We start from the raw sequence: 413 nt of genomic DNA, 5'->3' as shown, positions 1-413 counted from the left end.
GGCGATTCCGCTTTTCTAATATCATATCTATGTTAAAATAGCTATGCAAATGAAATGGATGGGTGATCTTAAGTGGAAATGAAAGAGGCTAATGAGCAGATGCTCGAAATTTTATATAAGTGGGATCCGCTTCATTACGGTGAGGAAGCTTATGAAACTGAAGTATTCGATGTTTTGCAGGCTGTTCACGTTTCAGAAGCGTATCCATCTTTGTCCAGAAAAATTCAGGCTATATATGAATTCTCGTTTGAAGAAATCATTCCGTTAAAAGAATGTGAAAAAATAGCGATTGAATTGCTTCTTATAAAAAATAATGCAGCTTGTGAACGGTAATCCGCCGTTCTCAGCTGCATTTTTTGTTTGAAGGAAGAGAGTGTAAATTTTTTGCTTGCATGTCCAGCTCCACCTCCCAG

1 protein-coding gene is annotated in these 413 nt (G+C 37.5%); it reads left to right on the top strand.

The window, feature by feature from the left end; all coding sequences use genetic code 11:
- The first annotated feature begins 78 nt into the window (after window positions 1-78).
- Window positions 79-333: a DUF1871 family protein gene (locus tag ABEQ24_RS10390; protein ID WP_430006733.1), complete on the top strand. Its 255-nt coding sequence runs from the start codon at window positions 79-81 to the stop codon at window positions 331-333.
- The last annotated feature ends 80 nt before the right edge of the window (window positions 334-413 follow it).

It is taken from the genome of Metabacillus idriensis (genome assembly GCF_050483325.1).
Taxonomy (GTDB): domain Bacteria; phylum Bacillota; class Bacilli; order Bacillales; family Bacillaceae; genus Bacillus_P; species Bacillus_P idriensis_A.
The sequence above is the reverse complement of the archived record's forward strand: the minus strand, read 5'-3'. Positions and strand labels throughout refer to the sequence as shown.